The following is a 21,087-nucleotide window of genomic DNA, read 5'->3' as shown; positions in this document are numbered from 1 at the left end:
TTTCTCCTACCTTTCATTCTCTCCCCCAAAAGTCGAAAAAAGAGCCTTAGTGATGACTCTATCACGAAAAATAAACCGTGTCTAGTACGCGGATATAATCAATTCGAGGGTGATAACCGCATGATAATAAAGACCCATGCTCTTCTATTTCTTGTTTTGTAATCGATTTACGTCCACCAGTATTTTGACGATTCCAAAATGCAATAATATGTTTTGCATCTAATAAATAAAATTCATCAAAAAGTGTAAATTTAATAATAACAAATGCAATTCCATTATGAGCGACTACTTGCTTCATATGTTCAATTTGATGAAGGTGGAAGTTTTGAAGTGGAAAACTGGTTTTATTTTTAGTTTCTTTCGCTTCAAAATCGATGTATTTCCCTTTGTATACACCGTTGTAATCTGTTGTAGAAGGTTGTTTGAAATACGCTTCTTTTACCACTGCAGCACTTCGAGCGGGGTAATCTACTTTTACAATTTGAAGAGGTGTAGGTTTTTTATGTACGCATGCAATATTATGGGTTAAGTAATATTGATTGGTTTCATTCAATTCCTCTTCAAGGGACATACCTCTATTACTGTAAGTATGTTTTTTTATTGGTGTCTTATGAGGTTGTGAAGCTTGATCGTACCTTTTTCCATTTGGGTAACGAATGGTCATATTGTGTCCACTCCCAACTTGTTAAGAATTACTTACAAAGGTGATTATATCAAAAAATGAAAAAAGATGTGACCTTTTTCAAGAAAGGTATGGTACTTATTCATGTTTAGCTGGAACGATTACGAAAAAATTATACAAAACCGTAATGATATTTTGTGTACAGAAGAGGAGAAAGCTATGGTTCTTAATATTAAGGAGAGAACGGATGTAGCTAACGTGGATAACATTTCACGTACACAATCTTACCAAGAATATTATTTGAGAAATAAAGAAATCCGATGGTCTTTTTTAGCAAGTATGGTCTCAAGGAATGGGGGATGGAATATGACAGATTTAGAAGGAGAATATTATTCTAATCTTCTGTCCCAAACAGTTAAGAGGCGATTATTTCTATGTTATGAGAAAGCCAATTGGCTCATTTTCTTAGATGCATTTCCTCAACTATTACTGTATGAAGAAAGTAAAAGGCGATGTGAGCCGCTCTTTCATTTGTTACAATTTTTCAACATATCAATTTTTATGGAAAAAGAATGGTCATATTTCTGGGAGAAAAAAGATATCAATAGGCTTATGACGGCACTTATTATTAATGAACAAAATAAAATTCAAAAACCAGTAATCGAGAATACATACTTTCAAAAACATGTATTTGATACGGCAGTGTTCAAATTTCAAGAAATACTTCACATTAGTGCAGTTGTTTTTCCAATGATGGAAGGGAGAATGTATGGGTTTTCAGTTTATCAATTTGAAACGTTACAAAAACGTATAGAACTTGGGAAGAAGTTAGCTTGGTTATTATTTCATTCAAAGTATAAAGATTCTTTTTATAAGTTTGCATTGCAAACTAGGCATACGGGATCAAGGATGGATTATGAATGCAATATAAGAGAGATTAGAAAATCAAGTACACCGGCCCTTAGAGATGTGTACGCTATTGTCGCTCACGAAAAATTAATTGAAAAAGATTGGTTTAGTGAAGGGATGGAAGTGGAGTCGTTATTTGTACTTGAAAAACCAAAGGGAGGAATTAATATAACAGAATGGTATAGGATGAAGAGGGAGCAAATTCATACTCTTTCTATATTAAGTAGTTTTGTTAAAAGAATAGATGAGTTCATGATATAATCAAGAAGTCCCGCCTTCCTACATGAAGGCGGGGCTTCTTGATTGAAAGTAATATGTTTTTCAACAAATTACTTTTTACTTCGCTATTTGCTGGCAGTACGACTTTAATCTCAGCACTTATCGAAAGCAAATAGGGAAGGTTAGAATGGAAATTAGCTATTTGTGGGCGGTAAAACTCCCACCTCAAAATTCGGCTGGAGCAAAGAAGTTAGGTGGAAGCCCTGCTGTCCGTAAACGCTCGATTGGTGAAGGCTAATAATCAGTGGGGATGAACAAAACACTCACTGATTAAAGTTTCACTTTATGTAGCGGGGAAATTTGGACCATCAAGCTTTGGATTACCAGTCTCAGGTTTGTTTTGTTGTTTGTTTTGTTTTTTCTTTTTTTCATTTTTATTTTTTGCCATCGTAATACACCTCCTTTTTGTATTGTTACCATTTCTAAAAATGGCATACAAAATGATTTCTTTGACGAATATCAACTAGTTTTGTCATGTGAGCAGGAGTAACTAATCAATCGGCGAAATTACATGACAAAGGAAAGGCAAAGAAGGGGGCGTTTTAAATATGGCGATGGTTCAGAAGGAAGATGTTATGAAAAAAATGGATCAAATGTTAAGTTCTCTCGATTTGCTGGAAATGAATATTGGGATTAGAATGAATCACGCATTGAAGGATAAAGTTGAAAAAATATGCAATAAGATAGAAATAACAGAAATGCATATCGAGCATATGGAAAATAAATTAGTGCATCACGAAGAAAAAGGGAGCTGGGTAAAGACATTTCAAAACGTCGTAGTCAGTGCATAATAAGGTGGGAATAAAATGAAATATGAAGCATTAATCCAGTCTTCGGAGAAGTTAATGCAGTATAATGATGAAGCCAATGTAAAAAAAAGAGAAATGGATGAATATGATTTTTATAAGGATATGAAGCCATTTGTTGATATGGTAGATACGGAGTTAGAGGTGTGGAAAGAATTAGCTTATATATGGATAAAGGAAGAGCGGCCTAAGTATATACATGTGCAACAAATCGATCAAGTGTATGAGAATTTACAAACTAATGTGCTACAATGTTTTGTTAATAAGGGAAAAGGTAAACGTTTCTTTGAAACTCATCAAGCTATTTCGTATACTTTGCAAAATATCGTAGATCAATGTAAGTAACAAGAGGGGGAAAACCCTCTTGTTTTTTTAGGCTTCTGTCGCTGTTGTAGGTTTTGTTGCGCCGTTTATTTCTAATTCACGTATTAATGTTCGGTAATCTGAGATGCATATTTTTCCTTCGAGATAACAATGTCTCGCAAAGTCTAGTAGTTCATTTGAACTTTCTGTACAGTACCCCTTTTTTTGAGAAAACGCTTGTTTTAAATCCCCTAATACCATGTTGATTCCTCCCCCATGAGAATCTTCTTCCTTATTATCATAGCATGGAAGGGTTTACTTTCTAATTTTTTTAAAAATTTAAACTTCCGACAAAAACAGACAGATACTCCGTCACACATTTTATTTTATAGGTACATATTCTATATGTAGAAACTTATGTGAAGGAGGAGAGTATGCATGTTTCAACAACCTAATGTATATCAGCAAACAAATCCATATGCACAGCAAAATATGTACCAATATAATGAGGATACATATTTACGATATAATATGTATCCTTTCGAGCCTCATTATGGGAACCAAAATTATTATCAACCATTTGAAGTGTCGTTTGGGAATCAACAACAGCAGCCACAATCACAACAACCCTACATGAATCAACAACAACCTTATATCAATTCGCAATATTATATGCCGCCACCATCTCCCTATGGAAATCAACAAGCGATGTTTTATCCACCAAAACAACCGTATCCAACTATGAATAAACAAAAGCAACAACAGCAACCGAGTCAATTTTCGAGCTTTGTTTCCCAATTTAAAACATCAGATGGCAACTATGATGTAAATAAAATGATGAACACAGCTGGACAAATGATGAATGCGATGAATCAAGTGACGGGTATTGTGAAACAAGTTGGAGGTTTTTTTGGTAAATAATAGTGGGGGGTATCTATAACAGTATTATGTATGAAGTAGGGCAATAGTCAAATTTCTATGAAATAAATGGGTGTATATAACAAACGGCTTTACCTCTTTTCTCATATTGTAAAGAGTAATCAGATTTTCTTTATGAGAGAGGAGAGAAAAACTATGCATCATTGTCATCCTTGTTTTGGAGGGCATAAGCCTGTAGGACCTATTTGTACAACTGCTCCTGTCATTCATCCGACTAAGCAATGCGTAACACATTCTTTTTCAACAACGGTGGTGCCACACATTTTCCCAACACATACAACACACGTACATCATCAACAAATTAAAAATCAAAACTTCTTCCCACAAACAAACTCGAACGTAAATGTTGTAGACCCTGGTGATCCAGGATTTGGTGGCGGATGTGGACCATGTGGTCATGGACACCATGGACATCAAATATCTCCATTTGGACCAGGACCAAATGTATCACCGTTTGGACCAGGACCGAATGTGTCACCATTTGGACCAGGACCGAATGTATCACCATTTGGACCGAATGTAGGACCAAATATCGGACCAAACGTTGGTGGAATGTTTAAAAAGTAAATGATATGTTAGAACTAGCGAAATGCTAGTTCTTTTTTTGTAATTGGAGTGTTGATATGAAAGTCGTTGCTGTAACAGGATATAAGCCATTTGAACTTGGAATATTTAAAAATGATCATCCAGGAGTAGAATGTATAAAAAAGGCGCTTCATCGTAAGTTAACTGCTTTTGTAGAAGATGGTTTGGAGTGGGTTATTATTAGCGGCCAGTTAGGAGTTGAATTATGGGCTGCTGAAGTTGTTTTTGAGATTCAAGTAGAATATCCAGATTTAAAATTAGCGGTATTTACTCCTTTTTTAGAACAAGAAGAAAATTGGAAGGAAGATAACCGTGAATATTACGAATTTATTCTTTCGCAAGCAGATCACATTGATAGTATTACGAAACGGAAGTACGAAAGCCCAGAGCAATTTAAATTAAAGAATCAATTTTTTATTGCAAAAAGCGATGCACTTTTAGCTGTATATGATGAAGAAAAGCCTGGGAGCCCTAAATATATAGTAGAAGCGGCTAAGAAAAAAGGAGAAATAGAAAATTATCACAGTTATTTCATTCTTTTTTCTGATTTACAAGATATAATGGAAGAGGAACAGTGGAATAATGCAGATTAATATGTAATATTGTACTTGCATATTTGATTGACAAAAGGCATTGTTTCTGAAAAAATTTAGTTAATGAAAGCTTTGGCAAAAATTTGAGGTGAAGAAAATGATTTCGGATAAAATTAAATTAACAGCGAAAGATATTTTAGAAAAAGAATTTAAAACAGGTATGAGAGGTTATCAACAAGAAGAAGTAGATAAGTTTCTTGATATGATTATTAAAGATTATGAAGCCTTTCATAAGGAATTTGATCAATTAAAACAACAAAATGTTCGTTTAAAACGTGAATTAGAAGAGCAGAAAGTAGCGGCAACACAAGTTCCGCAACAACCAGTACAAACACCAGTTGCACAACCAGTATATAACAATACGAATACGGATATTTTAAAACGTCTATCTAATTTAGAAAAAGCTGTATTTGGAAGTAAGTTATACGAATAAATTAGGGTAACAAAAAGGTTAAAGTAGTTTACATAGAAAAAAACATTGCAAAATCTTTTTGTTTCCACTATACTAATGTTTGTCATAACGTTTGGGTAATCGCTGCAACGCCAACGTTGTAGAGGAAAGTCCATGCTCGCACGACCTGAGATGGTCGTAGTGTTCGTGCCTAGCCAAGTCATAAGCTAGGGTATTCTGGCTGTGAAGCTGGTTTAACGGCAGGGAAAAAACCTAAGTCCTTTCGGATATGGTTTGACTACCTTTAAAGTGCCACAGTGACGAAGTCCTTGAAGAAATGATAGGAGTGGAACGAGGTAAACCCCACGAGCGAGAAACCCAAATAATGGTAGGGGAATCTTTTCCAAGGAAATGAACGACGGAAAAGGACAGGTTTTCATAACCTGTAGATAGATGATTGCCACCGGAGTACGAGGCGTGGGCCGTTTGCAGTACAAAGGAACAGAACATGGCTTACAGAACGTTATGAACCAACTATGAAATAACTCAGCTCTCCTTTGTTAGAGGAGGGCTTTTTATTTGTATGAAGTTATAAATTATGAGTTAAAATGGTTAATGAGATAATTCTTCGTAAAATGTAATGATTAATAGGACAAATTGCTATTAATTATTGTTTAACTATACATAAGAGGTGAATGCAAATGGGAAAAGTTACTTTAATTGCAACAGCGGCAATGGGTATTGAATCGTTAGTTGCCCGAGAAGTTCGTGATCTTGGTTATGAATGCCAAGTGGAAAACAGCAAAGTAACATTTGAAGCAGATGAAAAGGCGATTTGTCGCACGAACTTATGGTTACGTACTGCGGACCGTGTGAAAATTAAAGTTGGCGAATTCAAAGCGACAACATTTGATGAGCTGTTTGAAAAAACGAAAGCATTAAACTGGGGAGATTATATTCCAGAGAACGGAGAGTTCCCTGTAATTGGTAAATCGTTAAAATCTGAGTTGTTCAGTGTTTCAGATTGCCAACGTATCGTTAAAAAAGCTGTCGTTGAAAAATTAAAAACAACATATAAACGTACAACTTGGTTTGAAGAAGATGGTCCGTTATTCCGTATTGAGATCGCAATGCTCAAGGATATTGCAACATTAACAATTGATGCAAGTGGTGTTGGACTTCATAAACGTGGATACCGTATGGATCAAGGGGAAGCTCCTTTAAAAGAAACATTAGCTGCGTCTTTAATTAAGTTAACAAACTGGAAGCCAGATCGTCCTTTCGTTGATCCTTTCTGTGGATCTGGAACAATTCCAATTGAAGCTGCGTTAATTGGACAAAATATCGCACCAGGATTTAACCGAGGCTTTGCATCGGATGAATGGGGCTGGGTTGGTAAACAAAATTGGCGTGAAGCTCGTCAAGAAGCTGAAGATTTAGCAAATTATAATCAACCATTGCAAATCATTGGATCTGATATTGACCATCGTATGATTCGAGTTGCTCAAGATAACGCAGAAGAAGTTGGATTAGGGGATCTTATATCATTTAAACAAATGCAAGTAAAAGATTTCACGACAAAAGAGGATTATGGCTATGTTGTAACGAATCCTCCATACGGAGAACGTTTAAGTGAAAGAGCGCTTGTTGAAAAATTATATAAAGAAATGGGAGAGGTATTCCGCCCATTAGATACGTGGTCAATGTATTTATTAACAAGTTATGAGGCATTTGAGAAGTGTTACGGAAAAGATGCATCGAAAAAGCGTAAACTGTTTAACGGATTTATCCGTACAGATTACTACCAATACTTCGGAAAACGTCCACCGCGTAATTCATAGTATAAAACTCCTCCAGCGCGCATATACTGGCTATTATGTAATGCGTAAAGGAGGAAGTGATATGGATAGTTTCCAATTATCGATGATTCAAAAAGCTATTCACCGTACGTATGATGAGCTCGGAAAAGAAGTGGATAGTCATGGCGTAATTGTAGATGAAATACAAAAAGCGCAGGAAGAATATTTATCAGCTCTTTCACATGAAACAGCAATTGATAAACGGTATTTAAAGTCATTAATATAGAAGAAAATTTTCCTTTTTCGAAAGGGAAATTTTTTTTCGTGTATTTCTATGTATTGCAACAGGGGAAAGTAGCTGTATACATATGTGTAGCAGCTGTTATATCTTTTTATAGAAAAACTGTTTGGTTGGAGGCTAAGGATGTTTACTGAGAAGAGATTACCATTTGAAGTAGGAAAACAAGACAATTTTTATGATAAGTTGAATGAGTGGATTGGCGATGTGTTTTACGACATCCTTCCGGAAAAAGGCTTTGAAGAGCGTGATGAACAAATTTTTATGGCGTTTCAGTTAGAGCGTGCTTTCCAAGAGAAAAAAGTTATGTTCGCAGAAGCGGGAGTAGGAACAGGGAAAACAATTGTATATCTTCTATATGCAATTTGTTATGCACGTTATACTGGGAAGCCAGCTATTATCGCTTGTGCAGACGAAACGTTAATTGAGCAGCTTGTGAAGGAAGAAGGGGACATTGCTAAGTTATCTGAAGCATTAGGACTATCTGTTGATGTAAGACTTGCGAAATCAATGGATAATTATTTATGTTTACGAAAACTAGAAGATGTTATGAGTGGGCGTGCTCCAGAAGTAATTGAAGACGTATATTATGAATTACCACAGTTTGTATTTGATCATGGTACGATGCAAAACTTTACTCACTATGGTGACAGAAAAGAGTTTCCACTTTTAAATGATGAGGAATGGTCAAAAGTAAATTGGGATTACTTCCAAGATTGCTTCACTTGTGATTCTCGTCATCGTTGTGGACAAACTCTTTCTCGTGAACATTATCGTAAAGCGGCAGATTTAATCATTTGCTCTCAAGACTTCTATATGGATCATATTTGGACGTACGATGCTCGTAAACGTGAAGGACAAATTCCATTACTACCTGAAAGTAGCTGTGTTGTATTCGATGAAGGACATCTTGTAGAATATGCAGCTCAAAAAGCTTTAACGTATCGTTTAAAGCAAACGATGATGGAGCAACTTTTAACGAGATTGTTACAAAACGATATTCGCGAAGAGTTTGCACATTTAGTGGAAGAAACAATTTGGCAAACAGAGCGATTCTTTGATGTGTTACAAGAGAATAAAAAGGAAATTGCCGGTTCTGATCGTTTAGAAATTAATGTGACAGAAAAGGTAACTGCAGAGGCGAATAGACTTTACGCAAAAATCGGTGAAGTCGGTGACGCATTAGTATTTGAAAGTGAAATGCATACAGTAAACACATACGACTTAAATATCGTAGATGAACATTTAGATGTGTTAGAACATTCACTTCGTCTGTTCATGCACGAGAAAAATGTAATTACATGGGGTGAAGAAGGTGATGGAGCCTTCACGTTAGTTATTATGCCGCGTGCAGTTGAAGAAGTGTTACAAGAAAAAGTATTCTCAAAGAAGATTCCGTATATTTTCTCTTCTGCTACATTATCTAACAACGATTCATTCGCATTTACAGCAAATAGCCTAGGGGTAAAAGATTACTTATCATTCTCAGTTGCCTCACCGTTTGATTATGAGGAGCAAATGGCAGTAAACTTATTATCGCATACGAAAGAAAATGAATGGGAAAGAAAGTGTCAATATACACTTGAAAATATACAGAAAACAAATGGACGTACACTTGTATTATTCCGTACAACACAAGAGCTTGCAGCGTTTAAAGAATATGTAAGTAAAGAGCAAATGTCGGTTCCATTCCTATATGAAGGGGATCAAGAAATTAGTCAGCTCGTTTCTCGTTTCCAAAATGAAGAAGAGACTGTACTTTGTGCCGTTCATTTATGGGAAGGTTTAGATATTCCTGGCTCATCATTATCGCACGTTATTATTTGGTCATTACCATTCCCTCCAAACGATCCTGTGTTTGAAGCGAAGCGTAAACATGTAAATGATCCATTCTGGGATGTAGATGTACCATATATGATTTTACGTCTTCGTCAAGGGATTGGCCGTTTAATTCGTACGAGCGACGATAAAGGTGCTATATCAATCTTCTTATCTGATACAGAAGATGAGAAAGTGGTAGAAGCGGTGAAAAACGTACTACCAGTAGAAGGTAAAGAATTATAAGGAGAAAGCTTGGCGCTTGCCAAGCTTTTTTTCTATTATAAAAGGAATTTAGATTTCCATGTCGAATTAAGTTTGAGGTAGAAAAGGGAGGTTTTTATACGATGACGGTAGCTACATATGAAGTAGAAAAACAATTTTTAACATATGTGAAGAAGATACAGAATTACGGAGAAGCATTAAGCTTAATGTTTTGGGACTTGAGAACAGGTGCGCCTAAAAAAGGTGTAGACCAGCGTTCAGAAGTAATTGGTATGCTTTCATCAGAAGTGTTTGCCATGTCGACTTCAGATGAGATGGGGAACTATTTAACAGAGCTTGAAGCTTTAATACGTGAAGACAAACTTTCTGAAACGACAACGAAAATGGTTGAAGAGTGTCGTAAAGAATATGATAGAAATAAGAAAATTCCACAAGCGGAATATGAAGCGTATGTGAAATTAGAAGCGAAAGCGGAGAGTGTGTGGGAAGAAGCTCGCGAAAAATCTGATTTCGAAATGTTCCGTCCGTATTTAGAACAAATAGTTGAATTTAAAAAGAAATTTATTACATATTGGGGTTACGAAACATATAAATACAATACATTATTAGATATGTATGAGCCGGGTATTACAGTAGAAGTGTTAGATCACGTATTTGGTCAACTACGTGAGCGTATCGTTCCGCTCGTAAAAGAAATATCGGAGTCGCAAAAGAGATTAAAGACAAGTGCTTTATCAGAACATTTTTCAAAAGAACAACAAAAAAACTTTACATTAGAGCTATTAAAGCAATTGAATTATGACTTTGAAGCAGGTCGTCTTGATGAAACGGTACATCCATTTGAGATTACATTAAATAGAGGAGATGTTCGTATTACGACACGCTATGACGAAAAAGATTTCCGTATGGCAGTGTTTGGAACAATTCATGAATGTGGTCATGCTGTATATGAGCAAAATATTGCAGAGAAATTTGAAGGTACACCGCTATGTAGTGGAACATCTATGGGTATTCATGAGTCACAATCATTATTCTTTGAGAACTTTATCGGTCGTAATAAATCATTCTGGAAGAAAAATTATGATTTATTAAAAGAGTATAGCGATGGTCAATTCAATGGTATATCAGTAGATGAGTTTTATGATGCGATTAACGAATCGAAGCCATCGTTCATTCGTATAGAAGCAGATGAGCTTACATATCCGCTTCACGTCATGGTTCGTTATGAACTTGAGAAAGAATTGTTTGACGGTACATTACAAGTGAAGGATTTGCCAGCGGCTTGGAATGATAAGATGGAAGCATATTTAGGAATTCGTCCAGAAAACGATGCACAAGGTGTATTGCAAGATGTTCACTGGGCTGGTGGTTCATTTGGATACTTCCCATCTTATGCGCTTGGTTATATGTATGCAGCGCAATTTAAGGAAAGGATGATAAAAGACATTCCGAACTTTGATGCATTATTAGAAGAAGGAAACGTAACACCAATTCGTGAATGGTTAACAGAAAATATTCACCAATATGGTAAAACGAAAAAGCCGCTTGAAATTTTAAAAGATGTAACAGGTGAAGGGCTAAATGCAAACTACTTAGCTGATTATTTAGAAGCTAAATATAAAGAGATTTATGAGTTATAAAACAGGAGCTGCTTAATTGCAGCTCTTTTTTATGAGGGAGTGAGAGAAATGGGCTATATATTTACAGTAATGTCGCAAACGGAAGCGGAAGAAATTGCGTACAACTGGCATTATGAAGGGAAGTATTCTTTTTATGATATAGAGGCAGATCAAGAAGATTTAGCTGAATTTTTACATGATGAGAGTAGAGGGGACGACACATTTGCTGTGAAGGAAAATGGTACTCTTATTGGCTTTTTTAGCTTTTGCAGAATGAATACTCGAACGGTTGATATCGGACTAGGAATGAGACCTAATATAACTGGAAATGGATTCGGTTTAAAGTTCGTAAAAGCTGGACTAGATTTTAGTGAAGAAAAATATGGTTGTAACTATATAACACTATCAGTAGCGAAATTTAATGAAAGAGCAATTAAAGTGTATAAAAGAGCGGGATTTGAAGCGGTTGGAACGTTTATACAGAAAACAAATGGTAGTTGTTTTGAGTTTTTGAAAATGAATTATATATGTAAAAATGATTAAAAAACAGAGGAGAATTTCTGTTTTTTATTTTGATGTAGCAATAAATGATGTTTGTTTTTGTGCTCGCTGTAATTGGAGGTTTTGAAATTTTGGAAGAGGATGTGTATGATTGAAGTTTAGTAGTAAATAGCAAGTTTAGTAAGGAGAGGTAGAGATAGTATGATTACAATTAAAACGAAAAATGAAATAGATTTGATGCATGAATCTGGGAAATTACTTGCTTCATGTCATAGAGAAATTGGAAAAATGATAAAACCAGGAATAACGACACAAGAAATTGAGACGTTTGTTGAAGCGTATTTAGAAAAGCATGGTGCAACATCTGAGCAGAAAGGTTACAACGGGTATCCATATGCAATATGTGCATCTGTAAACGATGAAATGTGTCATGGGTTTCCGGCAGATGTTCCTTTAACTAAAGGCGATATTGTGAAAATTGACATGGTAGTAAACTTAAATGGTGCGCTTTCAGATTCTGCATGGACGTATACAGTTGGCGATATTTCTAATGAAGCAGAAAGGTTATTGTTAGTAGCTGAGAATGCTTTGTATAAAGGGATTGATCAGGCGGTAATCGGTAACCATGTAGGAGATATTGGCTATGCCATTGAAAGTTATGCAAATGCTGAAGGTTTTTCTGTCGCAAGAGATTTTACGGGACATGGAATTGGTAAAGAGATTCATGAAGAACCAGCAATTTTTCATTTTGGGAAGCAAGGACAAGGGCCTGAGCTACAAGAGGGAATGGTAATTACGATTGAGCCGATTGTAAATGTAGGTATGCGATATTCTAAAGTTGATTTAAACGGATGGACTGCAAGAACGATGGACGGTAAATTATCAGCTCAATATGAGCATACAATTGCGATTACAAAAGATGGGCCGGTCATTTTAACGAAGCTATAATAGAGAATGTAAGAGTTTGCAAAACTCGAACGAAAATAGTGTTTTTGTAAAATTTGTACGTGTTTTTTAAAATAAATACTTTCCAAATTATAAAAAGTGCGTTATAATCCTTCTATAAAATAAATAGTTAGCTACACTCATATAATCGCGGGGATATGGCCTGCAAGTTTCTACCGAAGTACCGTAAATACTTTGACTATGAGTGAGGACGAATATATTTGCTTGTTTAGCATTCTTTTTTTGCGAAACTCCAAAAGCGCGTCTCTCACTTGTAACGAGTGGTGGCGGCTTTTGGAGTTTTTTATTGCATAAGAGGGGGAACAAACATGAAAGTATTACAAGAAAAGATTTTGAACGAAGGAAAGGTTTTATCTGGTGACGTATTAAAGGTAGATGCATTTTTAAATCATCAAATTGACCCAGTACTTATGCAAGAGATCGGAAAAGAATTTGCTAAGCGTTTTAAAGAAGAGAACATTACAAAAATCGTGACGATTGAATCTTCAGGCATTGCACCAGCAGTTATGGCTGCATTAGAGCTTGGTGTAAAAGTAATCTTTGCAAGAAAACGTAAATCGTTAACGTTACAAGATAATATGTATGTGGCGAAAGTATATTCATTTACAAAACAAGAAACGAACGAGATTTCATTATCTCGAAATCATATCGATGAAAATGATCGTGTGTTAATCATTGATGACTTTTTAGCAAACGGCCAGGCTGCTTTAGGATTAATGAGTTTAGTAGAGCAAGCTGGTGCAAGTATTGCGGGAATTGGCATTGTTATTGAAAAAGCATTTCAAGATGGAGGAAAGAAGCTGCGTGAACAGGGTGTTCGTGTTGAATCACTAGCAGAAATTGCATCACTTGATAACGGCACAGTTACATTTGTACAGCAAGAAACTGCGGAGGTGAATTAACAATGAAGCAGCACCCATTTAAAATAGCATCGCTTGGTATGCAGCACATGCTTGCCATGTATGCTGGCGCAATTATTGTTCCTCTTATTGTCGGCGGAGGACTTGGTTTAAATCAACAAGAATTAACGTATTTAGTATCGATTGACTTATTAATGTGCGGCGTTGCAACGATTTTACAAGCATTATCAAATCGCTTTTTCGGTATTGGACTTCCGGTTGTACTTGGTTGTACATTTACAGCGGTTGGGCCGATGATTGCAATTGGTAAACAATACGGTGTGTCTTCCGTATATGGGGCAATTATTGCTGCGGGATTATTTGTTGTTATTTTCGCGAAATTATTTGGGAAACTTGTAAAACTATTTCCTCCTGTAGTAACAGGGTCTGTTGTTACAGTCATTGGGGTTACACTTGTTCCAGCAGCTATTAATGATATGGCTGGAGGAGTAGGCAGCAAAGATTTCGGAAGTCTTGAAAATTTAGCTTTAGCATTTGGAGTTTTATTATTTATCATCATTATCTATCGTTTCTTTGACGGATTTATCCGTTCAATCTCTATATTACTTGGTCTGTTGTTCGGTACAATTGCTGCGGCATTTATGGGGAAAGTAAGCTTGCAAGCGGTTGGAGAGGCAGATTGGTTCCATGGTATTCAGCCATTTTACTTCGGTACACCAACATTTGAATTAACACCAATTATTACAATGATTCTCGTTGCTTGCGTAGGGATTGTAGAAGCAACAGGTGTATATTTTGCATTATCTGATATTTGTAATAAAAAGATCGGTGAAAAAGAATTAACAAAAGGTTATCGTGCAGAAGGATTAGCAATGGTTTTAGGTGGAATTTTTAACGCATTTCCATATACAACTTACTCTCAAAACGTAGGACTTGTTCAATTAACTGGAGTAAGAAATCGCGTTATTATTTATACTTGCGGTGGTATGTTAATTGTTCTTGGGTTCATTCCAAAAATCGCAGCTATCACAACAATTATTCCGAAATCAGTACTTGGCGGTGCAATGCTAGCAATGTTCGGTATGGTTATGGCATATGGTATTAAAATGTTAAGTAGCGTTGATTTTGGAAAACAAGAAAATTTATTAATTGTCGCATGTTCTGTCGGAATCGGACTTGGAGTTACAGTTGTTCCAACGTTATTCTCACAGCTTCCTGAAAATATTCGTATTTTAACGGATAACGGAATTGTACTTGGAAGTGCGTCAGCAGTACTTTTAAATATCGTATTTAATATGGTGCCGCAGCGTAAAGTGAAAGTAAAAGAAGAGCCAGTGTCTATGCAAAGTGCAGTAAGAGAAGCGTAAAAAAGCAAGGTCTCATTATGAGACCTTGCTTTTCTTTTTAAGTGGCATCATCTTACCGTACGTACCAAGGCGCCAAATGTATTCAAGTGGCCCATATTGGTAACGTGAAAGCCACCAGCGGCTAATAAAGATTTGTAACGTATAAAAGCCGATGCAAAATAGTGGTCCCACCCATAATGGAGCGGGATAATAATTTTTGAAAAATAGGCCGAATACAAGTAACGTAACAATCGTATGCGTGATGTAATTTGTTAACGCCATTCGTCCGACATATTGGAACGGACGTAATAATGTTTGCCATCTTTCTTTTTGTAATAAACGCATGAGCGTGAAAATATAGAATATGAATAATGTTTTTCCACTAAACATTGTAAAGGCCTGCATATAAAATGGTTCATAAGATGGTTTTGATAAGAAGTAACGGACCATGAAGAACCACATTGGTAATGTCAAAATGAACATAATGATTTGCCATTTTTTAAGCTTTGGATCTAACTCTTTCGTGCGGCGGAAAATATCTTTTTTGCCGGCGTATAAACCAAGTAAAAATAGTCCAACTGTTTCTGGGAGCATGAATGCGTTTAGTCCAATTCCTTCAGAATAAAATGCATGGAAACGATTTTGTATTTGTGACACAAAGTCTTCAAGTGGCATGATCGGTAAGGAAAACCCTAACTCTGCCTTTGGTACTAAGGCAACCACTATACTAGCGATTAGCATGAAAAACTGAAAAATACTTAATAAAACGATTGCCCATATTAAAATGGTACGAGGTTCTCTCTTATAAAATAAAAATAAGAAAAATCCAGCGATTGCATAAGTATGTAAAATGTCTCCGTCCCATAAAAGAACGTAATGTAAGAAACCAAATAATAATAAAATAAGTAAGCGACGAACAAATAAAGTTTTTGGGCGATCTGTTTTCGCTTCAGCACGAGTCATAAAAATGTAAAAGCCTAGGCCGAATAAAAACGAAAAAATTGTATAAAATTTGGTTTGAATAAACATATCGTAAAATAGACGGATATAGCTATCTAGCCCCTCATAAACTCCTGAAAGATCACGTGAGTCAATCCCAGCGATAACAGGCCAGTTAACAAGAAAAATACCTAGTACAGCTATTCCCCTAATAATATCGATGGAATGTATCCTCTCGCCTTGTGAAATATTTTGTGTCATTATTTTCCTCCTTGTTAAGTAATTCCCTTTTATTATACAAAATGTAAAGAGGAGGGTATATAGGCAATTTCCAATTTTTAAAGCTGTTAAGTTGTGTATTATGAGATATAATAAGAGTGCACAGCAAGTTTTAAACTTCTTTAAAACAGGCAGTAAAGCTCCTTTTCCCGAAGGAGCTTTCTTTTTTAGAAATTTGTTGATAATGATTCTCTTTAATGATAAAATGTATTTAAAAGTGATAATCATTATCAAAAAAGGTTGGTGTGTTAATATGGTGTATGCACTTGTTGCAGGAACGATTGCTATATATTTTGGTGTTACAAAGTATGTATTAAATGGAGTAGGAACAACAAAATGAATAATATTACATAAAATCCCTTTCGTTTGTAAAAAGAATGAAAGGGATTTTTTTATTTTTAATGAGAATATGCTGAAAATTTAGTATGATAGTAAAGTGAAACTGTAATCATGGGGATGCTCAGTCCTAAATGATTATTGTCACACAAATAGCGGGATAAAGTATATACATCTTGGATAAAGGGGAACAAGGGGATGACAAACATAGTACAGACAAACGGTATGAAAAAACTTGTTTGTTTTTATGAAGAGTGGCAAAAACATGGAGATGCAGAGAATAGTTTGAAGTTGTTTGAAGTGATTCAAAAATATAAACAAGAACAGCTTATGATAGCTTTTTGTGGTCATTTTTCGGCAGGGAAATCGACGATGATGAATCATCTATATAAAGCGCAATTACTACCGACAAGTCCAATTCCAACGAGTGCTAATGTCGTTAAAATTGAAAAAGGTTCTGATCGCGTTGTTGTTACGATTAAGTCTGGAGAGCAGTATGAATATGACGGCGCATATTCAGCAGAAGAATTAAAACAAATATGTAAAGACGGTGATGAGGTAATTGGTGTTCATATTTATCGAAATGATGCACCAATTCCTGACGGAGTTATGTTAGTTGATACGCCAGGAATTGATTCTACAGATGATGCTCACCAATTAGCAACAGAATCAACACTGCATCTTGCAGATGTTATTTTTTACATGATGGATTATAACCATGTCCAATCAGAAGTAAACTTACAATTTGTTAAAGAATTGAAACAACGTAATAAAACGGTTTATCTTGTTGTAAACCAAATAGATAAGCATAAAGAAAATGAACTATCTTTTGAAGAGTATAGAGAAAGTGTAAAACAATCTTTTGCTAACTGGGATATTGAAGTGGATGGTATTTTTTATACATCATTGCGAATGATGAATCATCCATACAATGAGATTCAACGTTTAGAAGTACTAATCTCTTCTATCATGAAAGAAAAAGAGCAGTATGTAAGTAAGGGAATGGAGCGAGAAACAGAATATTTACTGCAAGAACATTTCTCATTTATTCTTTCTGAAAATGAAAAACAGCTTATAAAATATGCGGAAGAATTAGTCTCACCGCTGTCGCTTTCAGAGATTGTTGAAAAGAAGGAAGAGTTAATTGAAAATAAAAATCGAGCATCGAGTAAAGAGTCTGATGTAAGAAATGAATTTATTAAAGGTTTACAAGCTATATTAGATAACGCGTATTTAATGCCATTTGAAATGAGAGAATTGGCAAATGAGTATTTAGAAACGAAATTAACGAAATTTAAAGTTGGTTTGCTATTTGCGAAGGGAAAGACGGAGCAAGAAAAACAGAGACGTGTGGATGCTTTTCATTCCACCCTTCAAAAGACTGTTGAAACGCAACTTGATTTTCATGTGAAAGAATTCATTGTAACCTTCTTAAAAGAAGAGGGATTATTTACAGAGGAAATTGGGAAGGACATATATGCTCTAGAGATTGCTTTCGGGCCGGAATTATTGGCGGAGACAATTAAACAAGGGGCTGGCTTTACTGGTGATTACTTACTTCTATATACCGCTGATGTTGCAAATGAGTTGAAAAAAAGATACTTTATGAAATCCCAGCAAATCTTTGGGAAAAGTACGGGTACATTGCAGAAAAAAGCGAAGATAGAAGTTGCTCGTATTGAAGAAGAGATTGAAAAATACACGATGTTACAAACAGCAAAAGAAACGAAATTACAATACATTCAGGCGTATGAGGAATATGAGAGTTATTTAGGAGATGTTTGGAATGAACATATTTCTATACCAGATGGATTGCGAATAGACGAAATATTACAAAGTGAAAAACAAATTGTTAGTGAGAAGTTTACGCTACAAGAGCAAGAAATCGTAAATGATAACGAAATGGCTAGTGAAGAAGAAATTAAAGGGACGGCAGCTTTAAATATTCAGCGTATATTAGAAAAAGTGAAGAAAGCTGAAACAATATTAGATCCATTGCCTACACTGAAACATTTACAGCAAGAAGTAGTTGGAAAAAGACAGCGTGTAGAAACGAAGCAATTTACAGTAGCATTATTTGGAGCTTTTAGTGCTGGGAAATCATCATTTGCTAACGCATTGCTCGGTGAAAAGGTGCTTCCTGTATCACCAAACCCAACGACAGCAACGATTAATCAAATTTTGCCGGTTACAGAGGAAAAACCACACGGAACAGTAATTGTTCAGTTTAAATCAAAGCAAGCACTATTAGAAGATGTGAAAGCTGTTTATAAGCTGTTTCATTATGAGATTACTACGTTAGATGAAGCGTTAACGCAAATTGATAAAATTATGAAATATCCTTCACCGAGCGGGAAGCAAAAAACAACATTTAGCTTTTTACGAGCGGTACAAAAAGGATATGAGGCAGTTGCTGCTCATTTAGGGGAACAAGTACAAGTAACGTTAGAAGAATTCTCTGATTATGTAGCTAATGAAGAAAAATCATGCTTTGTTGAGTATATGGAGCTTTATTACGATTGTGCTTTAACAAGACAAGGAGTAGCTCTTGTAGATACACCAGGAGCTGATTCGATTAACGCCCGCCATACGGATGTTGCATTCCAGTATATTAAAAATGCGGATGCTATTTTATTCGTAACATACTATAATCATGTTTTCTCTCGTGCAGATCGTGAATTTTTAATTCAGCTCGGTCGTGTAAAGGATACGTTTGCGCTTGATAAAATGTTCTTCTTAATTAATGCGGCCGATTTAGCAGAGTCTGAAGAAGAACTTGAAATGGTAAAAGGTTATATTGCAGATCAGCTCTTGCAATATGGTATTAGAAATCCGCGTTTATTTGCAATTTCAAGTTTATGTGCGCTTGAGGAAAAACAAGGGAAAAGTATTGACAAAGAAAAGTATGGCGTCTTACAAAACTCTGGGATTGCTAAGTTTGAAGAATCATTTACATCCTTTATGATGAGGGATTTAATGCTTGTATCTGTGCATGCTTTATATAGTGCATTGCAAGGAGCAAATCAGCTTCTAGTAAATATGATAAATGGCGCAAAGCAGGGAAATGATGAGAAAGCGAAGCAAACAAAAAAATATGAAGCAGAGCGTGATCAGCTACTTCATATTATTTCATCATATAGTGTGCTTGCTGAAGAACAAGCAATGCAAAATGAAGTGAAAGAATTGCTTTATTACGTACAACAACGCTTATTCCTGCGCTATAACGATGTGTTTACTGAATTTATTAATCCAGCATCACTTCGAACGGATGGGAATGTAAAAACGCAGTTGCAACAGTGTGTAATGGAATTAGTTTCATTTATTCAACATGATTTATTACAAGAAATGCGTGCGACATCATTACGTCTTGAAAGGTGGATAGATGAAGCGATGAAGCGCGCGAAGGATGAAATTGTTGTGAACTGCAAAGGAGAAAATGAATCGATTTCTATGGGTGGAACAGTAGATTATGAATATAAAGTTATTACACATAAAGAGCCATTTCCTTCAATAGAAATAAAAGATTTCAAAAAGGCACTAGCGCATTTTAAAAATGAGAAAAGCTTTTTTGAAAAAAATGATAAAGCTTTTATGCAAGAAGATGCTAAAGGAGTACTAGAACCTTTCGTATCAAACTATGTAGCTGATGAAGAAGATTTATTCGTTCATCATTATAAGCAAGAGTGGGATACAAAATGGAATTTATTCCAAAAAGTGATGCAACAAGATGTTGAGAAATATTATGAAAGTATATTATTTGCTTTAGCTGAAACAATTGATGTAACACTATATGAGCAAAGTAAAGAAGAGCTTCAAAAGCAGTTAATAGAAATAGAAAAAGAAATTTATGTTATATAGTCGCTATGAAAAAAAGATTCGTTCAATTTTCTTTTGTAATACAGTATCTAAAGATTTTACGAACCCTGCGAATTCATCAGTAGAAATCATATGAGTAAGAACTAAGCGTCTGCCGTCTGGTGTTTCACCGCATAAGACGAATGAAGAAAACTCATATGTTTTGTTTTCGACTACTAATTTGGGATAGGAATATGTGTCGCTCTTCTTTTTCTTTCCATCTATGGAGATGACGTTGCATTTTTTCTCATTGTTGTCCATGGTGAATCCCTCCTTTCTATTACTTATGGTAGACAAGGAGGGTTTAGAACAATAGAGAAGGGGGAATTTTTATGGATGTTGTATTAAATCGTGTTTCTAAAGATAATGTGCCAAAGTCTTTACTCTTGCTTGCTGATCCAAGCGAGCGGCAAATCGCTACATATATACAGAGAGGAATAGTATATGTAGCTAAAGTAGAGGGGAAAGTGGTTGGTGTATATGTGTTGTTAGAAACAAGACCAAAGACGATGGAAATTATGAATATTGCGGTTGTAGAACATATGCAAGGGAAAGGTATTGGTAAGAAGATGTTGTTGCATGCGATAGAAATAGCTAAAGGATATGACATGCACAAAATTGAAATTGGGACAGGTAATTCTAGCGTTTCACAACTTACGTTATATCAAAAATGTGGATTTCGTATTTTTTCTATTGATTTTGATTACTTTTCAAAGCATTATGAAGAAGAGATTATTGAAAATGGGATTGTATGTCGTGATATGATTCGGCTTGCAATGGAATTGAATAAGAACGTATAACTTATTTAGGGGGAAGAGA

At 35.5% G+C, this 21,087-nt stretch carries 23 protein-coding genes, 1 other RNA gene and 1 riboswitch; of the genes, 19 read left to right on the top strand and 5 right to left on the bottom strand.

Annotated elements, in window-relative coordinates; all coding sequences use genetic code 11:
* Window positions 1-61 precede the first annotated feature (61 nt).
* The gene (gene recU, locus Q3V31_RS03520) at window positions 62-664 is read right to left on the bottom strand and encodes a Holliday junction resolvase RecU (RefSeq protein WP_000155584.1); all 603 of its coding nucleotides are present in this window, start codon (window positions 662-664) and stop codon (window positions 62-64) included.
* Window positions 665-766: 102 nt separating this feature from the next.
* Between recU and Q3V31_RS03515 the strand changes: the two genes are divergently transcribed.
* Window positions 767-1,792: a DUF2515 domain-containing protein gene (locus Q3V31_RS03515; protein ID WP_002075221.1), complete on the top strand. Its 1,026-nt coding sequence runs from the start codon at window positions 767-769 to the stop codon at window positions 1,790-1,792.
* A gap of 301 nt (window positions 1,793-2,093) precedes the next feature.
* Here Q3V31_RS03515 and Q3V31_RS03510 read toward each other — a convergent pair whose 3' ends face one another.
* Complete coding sequence (locus Q3V31_RS03510) at window positions 2,094-2,273, bottom strand: phage portal protein (protein ID WP_079999100.1); 180 nt, start codon at window positions 2,271-2,273, stop codon at window positions 2,094-2,096.
* Between the two features lie 85 nt (window positions 2,274-2,358).
* Here Q3V31_RS03510 and Q3V31_RS03505 point away from each other — a divergent pair, with 85 nt between their 5' ends.
* Window positions 2,359-2,601, top strand: a complete 243-nt coding sequence (locus Q3V31_RS03505; protein WP_001252038.1) for a hypothetical protein — start codon at window positions 2,359-2,361, stop codon at window positions 2,599-2,601.
* A gap of 15 nt (window positions 2,602-2,616) precedes the next feature.
* Window positions 2,617-2,961: a YppE family protein gene (locus Q3V31_RS03500; RefSeq protein ID WP_000872965.1), complete on the top strand. Its 345-nt coding sequence runs from the start codon at window positions 2,617-2,619 to the stop codon at window positions 2,959-2,961.
* Between the two features lie 27 nt (window positions 2,962-2,988).
* Here Q3V31_RS03500 and Q3V31_RS03495 read toward each other — a convergent pair whose 3' ends face one another.
* Window positions 2,989-3,180 carry a YppF family protein gene (locus Q3V31_RS03495; RefSeq protein ID WP_000242654.1) on the bottom strand — a complete coding sequence of 64 codons (192 nt, stop codon included), beginning with the start codon at window positions 3,178-3,180 and terminating at the stop codon, window positions 2,989-2,991.
* A 177-nt stretch (window positions 3,181-3,357) separates the two neighbouring features.
* Here Q3V31_RS03495 and Q3V31_RS03490 point away from each other — a divergent pair, with 177 nt between their 5' ends.
* The 13 genes from Q3V31_RS03490 to pbuX all read left to right on the top strand — a co-directional run bounded on the left by Q3V31_RS03490 (window position 3,358) and on the right by pbuX (window position 14,880).
* Window positions 3,358-3,840: a YppG family protein gene (locus Q3V31_RS03490; protein WP_098218805.1), complete on the top strand. Its 483-nt coding sequence runs from the start codon at window positions 3,358-3,360 to the stop codon at window positions 3,838-3,840.
* Between the two features lie 153 nt (window positions 3,841-3,993).
* A complete protein-coding gene (locus Q3V31_RS03485) occupies window positions 3,994-4,425 on the top strand; it encodes a spore coat protein (RefSeq protein WP_097809256.1) in 432 nt (143 codons plus the stop codon).
* 56 nt (window positions 4,426-4,481) lie between these two features.
* Window positions 4,482-5,036: an SLOG family protein gene (locus Q3V31_RS03480; RefSeq protein ID WP_000869386.1), complete on the top strand. Its 555-nt coding sequence runs from the start codon at window positions 4,482-4,484 to the stop codon at window positions 5,034-5,036.
* Between the two features lie 97 nt (window positions 5,037-5,133).
* Window positions 5,134-5,469, top strand: coding sequence for a cell division regulator GpsB (gene gpsB / locus Q3V31_RS03475; protein ID WP_000622428.1), 336 nt, complete (start codon window positions 5,134-5,136; stop codon window positions 5,467-5,469).
* Window positions 5,470-5,556: 87 nt separating this feature from the next.
* Window positions 5,557-5,948, top strand: an RNA gene (gene rnpB, locus Q3V31_RS03470) — RNase P RNA component class B.
* 180 nt (window positions 5,949-6,128) lie between these two features.
* A complete protein-coding gene (locus Q3V31_RS03465; RefSeq protein ID WP_000521237.1) occupies window positions 6,129-7,268 on the top strand; it encodes a THUMP domain-containing class I SAM-dependent RNA methyltransferase in 1,140 nt (379 codons plus the stop codon).
* Window positions 7,269-7,329: 61 nt separating this feature from the next.
* Entirely contained in the window at window positions 7,330-7,512 is a 183-nt protein-coding gene (locus tag Q3V31_RS03460; protein ID WP_000376894.1) for a DUF3921 domain-containing protein, read from the top strand.
* 138 nt (window positions 7,513-7,650) lie between these two features.
* A complete protein-coding gene (locus Q3V31_RS03455) occupies window positions 7,651-9,588 on the top strand; it encodes an ATP-dependent DNA helicase (protein ID WP_329762428.1) in 1,938 nt (645 codons plus the stop codon).
* Window positions 9,589-9,689: 101 nt separating this feature from the next.
* A complete protein-coding gene (ypwA, locus tag Q3V31_RS03450; protein ID WP_016129034.1) occupies window positions 9,690-11,207 on the top strand; it encodes a carboxypeptidase in 1,518 nt (505 codons plus the stop codon).
* A 48-nt stretch (window positions 11,208-11,255) separates the two neighbouring features.
* Complete coding sequence (locus Q3V31_RS03445) at window positions 11,256-11,729, top strand: GNAT family N-acetyltransferase (protein WP_097871701.1); 474 nt, start codon at window positions 11,256-11,258, stop codon at window positions 11,727-11,729.
* Window positions 11,730-11,888: 159 nt separating this feature from the next.
* Window positions 11,889-12,635: a type I methionyl aminopeptidase gene (locus Q3V31_RS03440; protein WP_016129035.1), complete on the top strand. Its 747-nt coding sequence runs from the start codon at window positions 11,889-11,891 to the stop codon at window positions 12,633-12,635.
* A 117-nt stretch (window positions 12,636-12,752) separates the two neighbouring features.
* Window positions 12,753-12,854: riboswitch (purine riboswitch) on the top strand.
* Between the two features lie 107 nt (window positions 12,855-12,961).
* Window positions 12,962-13,555, top strand: coding sequence for a xanthine phosphoribosyltransferase (locus Q3V31_RS03435; RefSeq protein WP_000866479.1), 594 nt, complete (start codon window positions 12,962-12,964; stop codon window positions 13,553-13,555).
* A 2-nt stretch (window positions 13,556-13,557) separates the two neighbouring features.
* Window positions 13,558-14,880 (top strand): xanthine permease PbuX, encoded by a 1,323-nt coding sequence (gene pbuX, locus Q3V31_RS03430; RefSeq protein WP_329762426.1) that lies wholly within the window; start codon window positions 13,558-13,560, stop codon window positions 14,878-14,880.
* Window positions 14,881-14,895: 15 nt separating this feature from the next.
* Here pbuX and Q3V31_RS03425 read toward each other — a convergent pair whose 3' ends face one another.
* The gene (locus Q3V31_RS03425) at window positions 14,896-16,059 is read right to left on the bottom strand and encodes a DUF418 domain-containing protein (RefSeq protein WP_000193100.1); all 1,164 of its coding nucleotides are present in this window, start codon (window positions 16,057-16,059) and stop codon (window positions 14,896-14,898) included.
* Window positions 16,060-16,159: 100 nt separating this feature from the next.
* Here Q3V31_RS03425 and Q3V31_RS03420 point away from each other — a divergent pair, with 100 nt between their 5' ends.
* Both Q3V31_RS03420 and Q3V31_RS03415 read left to right on the top strand, forming a co-directional pair.
* Window positions 16,160-16,417, top strand: coding sequence for a hypothetical protein (locus tag Q3V31_RS03420; protein WP_001270160.1), 258 nt, complete (start codon window positions 16,160-16,162; stop codon window positions 16,415-16,417).
* A gap of 194 nt (window positions 16,418-16,611) precedes the next feature.
* Window positions 16,612-20,271 carry a dynamin family protein gene (locus Q3V31_RS03415; RefSeq protein ID WP_000182145.1) on the top strand — a complete coding sequence of 1,220 codons (3,660 nt, stop codon included), beginning with the start codon at window positions 16,612-16,614 and terminating at the stop codon, window positions 20,269-20,271.
* 3 nt (window positions 20,272-20,274) lie between these two features.
* Here Q3V31_RS03415 and Q3V31_RS03410 read toward each other — a convergent pair whose 3' ends face one another.
* Window positions 20,275-20,529: a DUF3931 domain-containing protein gene (locus Q3V31_RS03410; protein ID WP_000369740.1), complete on the bottom strand. Its 255-nt coding sequence runs from the start codon at window positions 20,527-20,529 to the stop codon at window positions 20,275-20,277.
* A 71-nt stretch (window positions 20,530-20,600) separates the two neighbouring features.
* On the opposite strand from Q3V31_RS03410, the gene Q3V31_RS03405 reads away from it, so the two are divergent.
* Entirely contained in the window at window positions 20,601-21,068 is a 468-nt protein-coding gene (locus Q3V31_RS03405; protein ID WP_000383628.1) for a GNAT family N-acetyltransferase, read from the top strand.
* Window positions 21,069-21,087 lie beyond the last annotated feature (19 nt).

The organism is Bacillus nitratireducens (assembly GCF_036320425.1).
Classification (GTDB): Bacteria; Bacillota; Bacilli; order Bacillales; family Bacillaceae_G; genus Bacillus_A; species Bacillus_A nitratireducens.
The sequence above is the reverse complement of the archived record's forward strand: the minus strand, read 5'-3'. Positions and strand labels throughout refer to the sequence as shown.

Excerpts from the sequence above, each read along its gene's own strand:
- recU (WP_000155584.1), bottom strand. The coding sequence starts at position 664 with ATGACCATTCGTTACCCAAATGGAAAAAGGTACGATCAAGCTTCACAA.
- Q3V31_RS03515 (WP_002075221.1), top strand. The coding sequence starts at position 767 with ATGTTTAGCTGGAACGATTACGAAAAAATTATACAAAACCGTAATGAT.
- Q3V31_RS03505 (WP_001252038.1), top strand. The coding sequence starts at position 2,359 with ATGGCGATGGTTCAGAAGGAAGATGTTATGAAAAAAATGGATCAAATG.
- Q3V31_RS03500 (WP_000872965.1), top strand. The coding sequence starts at position 2,617 with ATGAAATATGAAGCATTAATCCAGTCTTCGGAGAAGTTAATGCAGTAT.
- Q3V31_RS03495 (WP_000242654.1), bottom strand. The coding sequence starts at position 3,180 with ATGGTATTAGGGGATTTAAAACAAGCGTTTTCTCAAAAAAAGGGGTAC.
- Q3V31_RS03490 (WP_098218805.1), top strand. The coding sequence starts at position 3,358 with ATGTTTCAACAACCTAATGTATATCAGCAAACAAATCCATATGCACAG.
- Q3V31_RS03485 (WP_097809256.1), top strand. The coding sequence starts at position 3,994 with ATGCATCATTGTCATCCTTGTTTTGGAGGGCATAAGCCTGTAGGACCT.
- Q3V31_RS03480 (WP_000869386.1), top strand. The coding sequence starts at position 4,482 with ATGAAAGTCGTTGCTGTAACAGGATATAAGCCATTTGAACTTGGAATA.
- gpsB (WP_000622428.1), top strand. The coding sequence starts at position 5,134 with ATGATTTCGGATAAAATTAAATTAACAGCGAAAGATATTTTAGAAAAA.
- Q3V31_RS03465 (WP_000521237.1), top strand. The coding sequence starts at position 6,129 with ATGGGAAAAGTTACTTTAATTGCAACAGCGGCAATGGGTATTGAATCG.
- Q3V31_RS03460 (WP_000376894.1), top strand. The coding sequence starts at position 7,330 with ATGGATAGTTTCCAATTATCGATGATTCAAAAAGCTATTCACCGTACG.
- Q3V31_RS03455 (WP_329762428.1), top strand. The coding sequence starts at position 7,651 with ATGTTTACTGAGAAGAGATTACCATTTGAAGTAGGAAAACAAGACAAT.
- ypwA (WP_016129034.1), top strand. The coding sequence starts at position 9,690 with ATGACGGTAGCTACATATGAAGTAGAAAAACAATTTTTAACATATGTG.
- Q3V31_RS03445 (WP_097871701.1), top strand. The coding sequence starts at position 11,256 with ATGGGCTATATATTTACAGTAATGTCGCAAACGGAAGCGGAAGAAATT.
- Q3V31_RS03440 (WP_016129035.1), top strand. The coding sequence starts at position 11,889 with ATGATTACAATTAAAACGAAAAATGAAATAGATTTGATGCATGAATCT.
- Q3V31_RS03435 (WP_000866479.1), top strand. The coding sequence starts at position 12,962 with ATGAAAGTATTACAAGAAAAGATTTTGAACGAAGGAAAGGTTTTATCT.
- pbuX (WP_329762426.1), top strand. The coding sequence starts at position 13,558 with ATGAAGCAGCACCCATTTAAAATAGCATCGCTTGGTATGCAGCACATG.
- Q3V31_RS03425 (WP_000193100.1), bottom strand. The coding sequence starts at position 16,059 with ATGACACAAAATATTTCACAAGGCGAGAGGATACATTCCATCGATATT.
- Q3V31_RS03420 (WP_001270160.1), top strand. The coding sequence starts at position 16,160 with ATGAGATATAATAAGAGTGCACAGCAAGTTTTAAACTTCTTTAAAACA.
- Q3V31_RS03415 (WP_000182145.1), top strand. The coding sequence starts at position 16,612 with ATGACAAACATAGTACAGACAAACGGTATGAAAAAACTTGTTTGTTTT.
- Q3V31_RS03410 (WP_000369740.1), bottom strand. The coding sequence starts at position 20,529 with ATGGACAACAATGAGAAAAAATGCAACGTCATCTCCATAGATGGAAAG.
- Q3V31_RS03405 (WP_000383628.1), top strand. The coding sequence starts at position 20,601 with ATGGATGTTGTATTAAATCGTGTTTCTAAAGATAATGTGCCAAAGTCT.